Genomic DNA, 8,293 nt, shown 5'->3' on the forward strand with positions numbered 1-8,293 from the left:
TAATTAAAGTAACACACTTTATTTTATTCTATGATGTAGTTTTTGAAGATAATATATGATTAATAATGTTAAAGCATAATCATATATTAAGAAAATAATTTCTATGAGAATAATACTAAAGCCTATTGAAAAAGGAAATTCAAATTTACCAATGAAGCTTGTAAATAGGAAGTAATAAATGATAAGCATAATATTGAAAAATAGAAGCTTAACGATATATTCCAAAGCTTTTAATTTAAATTTTTTCTCAGCTAAGTATTTAATTATTCCATAAATACCAAAGAATAAAATATACATAAGGCTAATATTTAAGGGAATCAACATAAAAGATAGAAGAGATGCCCCTATATATACAGCCAAAGCAGTTTTTAAATTGCAGCGCATTAGTGCTACTGGAACAAAAAGTGATGTCACAGTAAGTAATGTAACATTACTTATATGAATCATTGATGTAAGGTAAAGTATTACTAAAGTTAAAGCGATTAAAATACCACCTGTAGTAATATTAGAGGCTTTATTAACTCTCATTAAAAATCACTCCCCCTTTTTTAAAGATTAGCAGCCATTACCACAGAAACAATTACAAAGTGAATTTAAACACCAAAGGTCAACACAGCAATTACAAATATCCATACCATTAGATCTATTTGTGTTATAATATTGATTTCCGTAATTACGGTTTCTTTGCATTAAGTTATTTAATGTTTGTCTATATTCAAAATTATTTGGATCAAGATTAACAGCTTGTTGAAGATAATTTAAAGCTGAATCACCTTTACCTAAATAAAAGTAACTAATTCCCATTAAATAATTCCATTCAGCATTGTGATTTTGAATAGCATTTAGTTTATTTAATGCTAATTGATAATTCCTATTTTGAATTAACATTCTAATTTCTTGGAACTCATTAATATTACTATTATTATTTCCAGTATAAGAATTATTATTTGTAGAAGCTTTCATAAGTGTATCATAAGCTTCATTTATTTCTTTTAATTTTTCATTAGCAAGCTCTTTTAAAGGATTATCAGTAAATTGATCAGGATGATACTTTTTTACTAAAGTCTTATAAGCAGCTTTTATTTCCTCTTGAGAAGCACCTTCTCTAAGACCTAAAACCTCATATGGATTCATTATTAAATTCACTACCTTTCTTTGTGCAACAATTTTTTTTCTTATTTAGTATTTTTACAAATCTATCCATCATACCTAATTCTATGATATTCTTAATTATATCATTATTACGTTTTAATGGAAGCTTATAAAAGTATTCTCTACATGTGCAAGCACAATTTATTATATTAAATTCTAGTCTGTCTTTAATTTGCTCAATTAATTCATTGTAAGTTAGATTATCTTTATTAAAAAGAATATTAATTGGATTAAACTTCTTTTTTTCAATATCATCTTCTAAATCATCAAAAGCATCTATTAAATATATCCATTTTCCTAAAGCATAGCCAAAGCTATAAAGATCTTCTCTTAAATCAAAAGAATCATCTCTTAAAGTATTAGGGTACATCATTAAAATATTACCTACAATCTCAGCAAATGGATGAGAAATATCATCAAGAGACTGAAAGGATAGATTTTTTTCTAAAGCAGAAAGTTCCTTTAAAGAAGTTTCTATTTTTTTGTTAATAACATTTATTTTAGAAGAAAATCGTTTTTGATAAGGACTTAAAAATAAAACACTTGTTTTACTTTTTAAGCTTTTTTCATCATTAACATCATCTAGTAATTTATAATAAAATAGAGAAACATTCATATTTGCAGCGTAATCTACAGCAGGATTATTTACAGCTGTAGGCTTTTTCTTAACAGGATGAACAAAGCATCGTAAAAGTTCTCCTTGTTCTTTTTCAGGAATTAAACCATCTAAAAAAAGTGAGAGAAAAGTCATATCATAATTAAGAGCGAGTCTAGGGATATTTCCAAACTGTTTTTTTATAGAAAGACATAGACCACAATAATAGGCTCTAAATTGATTATATTCTCTTATTTTTAATTCAGGTTTTAATGGAGTAACGTATCCAAACAAATAAAAACACTCCTTTTAATAAATTATAAAAACATTATACAATAAAATTTTATAAAAAGGTGTTGCAAAATAAAATTCATTAGAATATACTAGAGTTAATAAAACAATGTTACGCACAAAAAAGAGAAAAATAATTTTTTTTGCAGATTAATGTAACAATGTTACATTGGAGGTTTTTTTATGAATAATAATATGAATATTAATGGAACAGGAACAATAACGGAAGGGGATTACAATAATATCTCTATTTCAGGAATGGGAAAGTTAAATGGAAAATTAACAGCTAATAAAATAAATGTATCAGGAACTTGTGGTGGAGAGGGAAAAATAAAAACAAATGAATTAATAGTAAATGGACATTTAAAATATAAAGGAAATTTAGAAGTACTAGAAAAATTCACAGTTAATGGACATTCAAGAATTTGTGAAGAATTAATAGGTGGAGAAATTAATGTTGCAGGAAATTTAAGTGCTTCAAAAAATATAGAATTTGAAGAGATGAATATATCAGGTAGATTAAGTTGTAGTGAAAATTGTGAAGGTACAAAATTTAATTGTGAAGGTGAAATAAAAATTGGAGGACTACTAACTGGGGATTCGATTTTTATTAGAGTTTATAGAGGATCTAATGTAAGAGAAATTGGTGGTGAAAATATAACTATTAAAGCAGATGATAAAGTAGTCAGTATACCTCTTGTTGGTAAATTATTTAATAATAAAATTACTGTTGAAAATATTGAAGGAGATAATATTTTTTTAGAAGATACAATTGCTAAAAAGGTTAGTGGAAAGAATATAGTTATAGGAAAAGGATGCAAAATAGATGAAGTTAATTATAGTGGAAAGCTAGATATTAAGGGCGATGGAAAAGTATATAAAGAAAACCATGTAGGTGATATTAAATTATTAGGAGACGGAAAGTAATGGATAATATAAAAATTATGGGTGAAGGAACGGTTGGAAAAGGAAGTTTTGGAAAGATAAGTGTAATGGGAGAAGGCGAACTTTTAGAAGATTTTTCGGCTGAAAAATTGAATGTTTATGGTGAGGCAGAGATAAAAAAGTTCTTTGATATAAAGAAAGTAAGAGTTATGGGGGAGCTAGAAGCAGAAAGTAGTGGAAAGATTACAGAGGAATTAAGTGTATATGGTGAGGCGAAATTTGATAAGGATGTAGAAATAAATCTTTTATCAATAAAGGGAGAAGTAGATATAAAGGAAAGTTTGAAGGTTAAGAAAACAAATATATTAGGTGGATTAAATATTGATGGAAATTGTGATGCTGATGAGTTTAATTGCAAAGGGGAAGCGATAATAAAAGGGCTTTTAAATTGTGATAATGCTAATATTGAACTTTTTGGATTTTCTAGAATCAATGAGATTGGAGGAGAAAATATAAAAGTTAAGAGAGGTAAAAAAATAATAAGAGGAAGACGTGGAAATTTAAAGGCAACTCTTATAGAAGCAGATGAAATAGAGATAGAAAATACAGAATGTGATACTGTACGTGGTAATAATATTATTATAGGAAAAGGCTGTTGTATTAAGAGAGTTGAATGTACAGGAACTCTTGTGATAAATAAAGAAAGTGAGGTTTTAGAAACAATATGGAAGAAAGATTAATATCAAAAAAGGATTTACTTAAAACTACAGGGATTTCATATGGACAATTATATAGATGGAAAAGAAAAAATATAATTCCGGAAGAATGGTTTATAAAGAAGAGTGTTTCAACAGGGCAAGAAACTTTTTTTCCTATGGATAAGATATTAGAGAGAATATATGCTATATTAGCATTGAAAGATGAAGCATCTCTTGATGATTTATCTAGAATGTTTTCAGGAAAAGTGAAAAATGGTGAATTAGCAAAAGAGTATTTGATAAAAAATAATATTGTTTCAAACTATGTATTAGGTAAGTTAGAGTCTATTATAGAAGATAAAGAAAGATACTCTATGGAAGAAGTTGTTTTAATTTTAACATTTAATAATATATTAGATGAAGGTTCAATTAGTTTAAATGAAGCAATGGAACTGATAAATAAAATAAGAGATAATTATAAAGAAATAAAAGAGAATGAAGTTTTAGTTATAAAAAGAAAGCTTGGAGTTCTTTATTATTACTTAACTGAAAGAAGAATAGAATTAATAGAAGATAAGGAAGCTAAAGTATTAATAAAAATAAATTTTGAAGAAATAAGAAATTATGTGAATAGGATAATTTAAAAGGTTATTAAAAATAACCTTTTATTTTTTGAATATAAAGTATTAGAATGAAATATACTAATATAAAAAGGGAGAAATTATGAGGAAATTATTAGTTAGAGAGAGAGTATTTGCAATTGGAGCAAAGTTTGATATATCAGATGAGAATGGAAACAGTGTATTTTTAGTTGAAGCAGATAAGTTTGATATAGGGAAAAATATACATGTATATTCACCTAATAAAAATAGAGAATATTATTATTTACAACAAGTTATAAGATTAGGAGCACATAAATATAGAGTTATAAATGAAAATAAAAATGAAATCGGTATAGTAGAAAAAGTATTTATGAGTCCTGAATATACATTAAATTCTAGCATAGGTAATTTTACTATGGTAGGGAAAAATCTTTGGGGAAGAACATATGAAATAAAAAGAAATAGTATAGTAGTAGGTAAATTTACAAAGCCAATAACATTTATAACAGATTATTATGAAGTAGAGATTTATAATGAAGAAAATATGCCTTTAATAATAGGATTAGTTATATTAATTGATATGGTGAGGTTTCACAATAACAATTAGATTAGCATAGTATAAATAGAAAACTTATTTAAATAAAATAGGGGCTGATATTATGAATAAAAAACATATTGTATCTGCAGTAGGTGTATTAGGCGTAGTTGTACTAGGAATAGGAGTTTTATATAAAGTAATGAAAGAAAAAATAGAAGTTAAAGAAATATAAGATAAAGGATGCAATTTTAGCATCCTTTATTTAATTATATGTATATATTTATTTAAGATAGGGGATTATAGAATGTGAATTTTAGTTTAGGAGGAGAGAGGTTTGAGCATTATAAAAATAAATAATATTGATATAAATTTTGAAGGGGAAAAAACAATTTTAGAGTTGGCACGTGAAAATAATATTGTAATACCAGCTTTATGCTATTTAAAAGAATGCTATCATAAAGGTATATGTGGACTTTGTTTAATAAAGATTAAGGGGAAAAATGGTCTTTTTCATGCGTGTTCAACAAAAGCAGAAAATGGACTTATTGTAAGTAGTGAAGATGAGGAGGTAAAGGAAGAGGTTAAAAAGGCTGTGTCTAAAATTTTAGATAATCATGATTTTAAATGTGGAACTTGTAAAAGAAAAGAAAATTGTGAATTATTTAAGTTAGTTATTAAAACAAGAGCAAAGGCTAATAAACCTTATATATTGAGGGACGAAGAATGGTATTTTGATAAAAGAAGTGAGGCACTTCATTTAAATAGAAATAGATGTATAAAATGTGGAAGATGTGTAGCAATGTGCAAAGAAGAAACAGGAACAAAATCTATTATATTTCATGATTTAGAAAATGGAGAGAGAGTAGTAGGTGCAAGAGAGTTGAAATGTTTCGATGATACAGGATGTTTGCTTTGTGGTCAATGTTTAACTGTATGTCCTGTAGATGCACTTGGAGAAAAATCACATATTGAATTAGTTGAAGAAGCTTTAAATGATAAAAATAAGCATGTAATAGTAGCAATGGCTCCGGCTGTTAGAACAGCAGTAGGAGAGATGTTTAATATGGGATTTGGAGTAGACACTACAGGAAAAATTTATACTGCATTAAGAATGATTGGATTTGATAAAATTTTTGATATAAATTTTGGAGCAGATGCAACTATTATGGAAGAAGCGGCAGAATTTATAGATAGAATATTAAATGGTGGAACATTACCAATGTTTACATCTTGTTGTCCCGGATGGATACGTCTTGTTGAACATTATTTTCCAGAACTAATTCCTAATTTATCAACAACTAAATCACCACAACAAATATTTGGCGCAGCAAGTAAAAACTATTATCCTCATATTTCAGGGGTTAAACCGGAAGAGGTTTTTACTGTCACAATCATGCCATGTATAAGTAAAAAATTTGAAATGTATAGACCGGAAATGGAGAATGAAGGGATAAGAAACATTGATGCGGTTTTAACAACGAAAGAATTAGGTCAAATGATAAAAAAGAGAAAGATAGATTTTAAAAATTTAGAAGATAGTAATGTTGATGAAGCAATGGGAATGTATAGTGGAGCAGGAGTAATATTTGGAGCAACAGGAGGTGTTTTAGAGGCAGGATTAAGAACAGCAGCTGATATACTTGAAGGAAGAGATATACCAGATGTAGATTATACAGAAGTAAGAGGTTTTCAAGGCATAAAAGAAAGTGTAGTGACAATTAATGGTAAGCAACATAGAGTTGCAGTAGTGAATGGAGCAAAAAATTTCTTTAAATTTGTAGAAGAAGGGAACTTACAAAAAGGCTATAGTTTGGTAGAAGTGATGGATTGTCCTGGAGGATGTATAAATGGAGGAGGGCAACCACAGGTAGCTTCAATTGACAGAGAAAAATATGATTTTAAGAAGCTTAGAGCTTCTGTATTATATAATCAGGATAGTGAAAAGGTAGAAAAACGTAAATCACATCAAAATCCAGCAATTATAAAAATGTATGAAAGTTATATTGGAGAACCAGGAAAAGGAAAGGCACATGAACTTTTTCATACAACTTATAGAAAAAGATAAAATAAGGCTGCCAGTTGGCAGCCTTATAAATTTAATACAAAATTAAAATTTTTTTCCAAAGCAGTTAATAAAAACAGAGTAAACTAGAAAAGTAATTTTTTTAAGATTGGAGAAAATAATAATGAAAAACAAGAAAATTTCTATGTTAATAGCAATGACGACTGTCGGAGCAACTATTTTACTAGCAGGACCTACAATGACAAGTTTTGCGAGTACGATAAATACAGCAAATACAAAAGTAGAACGTGGACAAGCTAAAAATACTCAAAAAATTAAAGGGGAGGAAAATCAAGGGGGCAATCAAGAAAATAAATCGGCAAAAGGTGTGAGCTTAGAACAAGTAAATATATTTACTGGGAAAGTAGTTAAAAATCCTCAAAAAGCTAGAACTGCTCCAAGTAGTTTTGCAGTTACATTTAATGGATCAGATAATATGAAATATTATAATGGTAAAAACGTTGAACCTAATAATGTACAAACAGAATTTCATTCTAAAACACAAGCAGAACTATATAATTATTTAATGAATCCTAATAACAGATGGGCAGCAGAGGATGAGGCAATAGGTCTACATGGTGGAGATGCAGCAAATACATGTGTGTTTTTTGTATCTTCAGCGCTTAGAGGTATTGGAGTAAATATACCAGACAGTATAGGATATACAACAAATTTAATGAATGAATTACAAAACTTAGGTTGGGAAAAAGAAACGGATTTAAGTACACTTGAACCAGGAGATATATGTTTTGCATCAACAGCTCATACATATGTATTTATGGGATGGGCAAATAAGGCAGAAGGAATTGCATGGATAGCAGATAATCAATTTACTTGGTTTGGAACAGATTTTCATCCTAGAACTCAAGCAAGTGTACCAGATGTAGATGTTAGTCCAACAACTTGCTATTATAGATTACCAGGAAAGTATTCTGTAGAAGGAAATTCAAAACAAGTGGATATGCCAGTAAACTATAATTATAGTGTTGGAGTAGTTGGAGTACAAGGGTTACATGTAAGAACAGAACCATCAACTAATTCTCAAATTTTAGCAGATTTAAATTATGGTAAAAGAATAGAAATCTTAAGTAAAGATGGTAATTGGTTAAAAATAATGTATAATGGTCAACTGGCTTATGTGTGGGCAGGTTCAGTAAGTGGAGCAGCCCCTTCAGTAAAAGAACCTTATAATGCTCATTATAAGGTAATAGGAACGGGAAAAGTAGATTTTAGTGGTGGAAATTATACAGACATAATGAGTGGTGGAACATGGTACTCAAATGTAAGAGGAACATTAAATAATGGAGAAAAAGTTTCTATAATAAATCAAAATGATAATTGGTATCAAATTGAATATCAAACAGGAACAGCATGGATTCCAAAAGATAGATTAAGCACATCATTAGGACATACTGTAATAGGAACAGGAACAGTTGCATTTAGTGATTTAAGTTATACAGATATAATGAG

9 protein-coding genes are annotated in these 8,293 nt (G+C 28.3%); 6 read left to right on the plus strand and 3 right to left on the minus strand.

Going from position 1 to position 8,293, the window contains the following annotated elements; genetic code table 11:
- Positions 1-18: 18 nt before the first annotated feature.
- From Q0W06_RS18505 to Q0W06_RS18515, 3 genes are read right to left on the minus strand one after another with little or no spacing between them, the layout of a single operon-like run.
- Positions 19-528: a hypothetical protein gene (locus Q0W06_RS18505; protein ID WP_297639284.1), complete on the minus strand. Its 510-nt coding sequence runs from the start codon at positions 526-528 to the stop codon at positions 19-21.
- A 27-nt stretch (positions 529-555) separates the two neighbouring features.
- Positions 556-1,134, minus strand: coding sequence for a DnaJ domain-containing protein (locus tag Q0W06_RS18510; RefSeq protein WP_297639287.1), 579 nt, complete (start codon positions 1,132-1,134; stop codon positions 556-558).
- Positions 1,121-2,041, minus strand: coding sequence for a DUF5685 family protein (locus tag Q0W06_RS18515; RefSeq protein WP_297639289.1), 921 nt, complete (start codon positions 2,039-2,041; stop codon positions 1,121-1,123). Before Q0W06_RS18515 ends, Q0W06_RS18510 begins: the two co-directional genes overlap by 14 nt.
- A gap of 180 nt (positions 2,042-2,221) precedes the next feature.
- Between Q0W06_RS18515 and Q0W06_RS18520 the strand changes: the two genes are divergently transcribed.
- From Q0W06_RS18520 to Q0W06_RS18545, 6 genes are all read left to right on the plus strand, one after another.
- Positions 2,222-2,965 carry a hypothetical protein gene (locus Q0W06_RS18520; RefSeq protein WP_297639292.1) on the plus strand — a complete coding sequence of 248 codons (744 nt, stop codon included), beginning with the start codon at positions 2,222-2,224 and terminating at the stop codon, positions 2,963-2,965.
- Positions 2,965-3,663 carry a hypothetical protein gene (locus Q0W06_RS18525; RefSeq protein ID WP_297639295.1) on the plus strand — a complete coding sequence of 233 codons (699 nt, stop codon included), beginning with the start codon at positions 2,965-2,967 and terminating at the stop codon, positions 3,661-3,663. Before Q0W06_RS18520 ends, Q0W06_RS18525 begins: the two co-directional genes overlap by 1 nt.
- Positions 3,648-4,265, plus strand: a complete 618-nt coding sequence (locus tag Q0W06_RS18530; RefSeq protein ID WP_297639298.1) for a DUF4004 family protein — start codon at positions 3,648-3,650, stop codon at positions 4,263-4,265. Before Q0W06_RS18525 ends, Q0W06_RS18530 begins: the two co-directional genes overlap by 16 nt.
- 79 nt (positions 4,266-4,344) lie before the next feature.
- Positions 4,345-4,830: a hypothetical protein gene (locus Q0W06_RS18535; protein ID WP_297639301.1), complete on the plus strand. Its 486-nt coding sequence runs from the start codon at positions 4,345-4,347 to the stop codon at positions 4,828-4,830.
- A 265-nt stretch (positions 4,831-5,095) separates the two neighbouring features.
- Positions 5,096-6,826, plus strand: coding sequence for a ferredoxin hydrogenase (locus Q0W06_RS18540; RefSeq protein WP_297639304.1), 1,731 nt, complete (start codon positions 5,096-5,098; stop codon positions 6,824-6,826).
- A gap of 121 nt (positions 6,827-6,947) precedes the next feature.
- On the plus strand, positions 6,948-8,293 hold a 1,346-nt coding region (locus Q0W06_RS18545), incomplete at its 3' end, for an SH3 domain-containing protein (protein ID WP_297639307.1).

The sequence above is a fragment of the uncultured Clostridium sp. genome (assembly GCF_947072515.1).
GTDB lineage: Bacteria > Bacillota > Clostridia > Clostridiales > Clostridiaceae > Clostridium.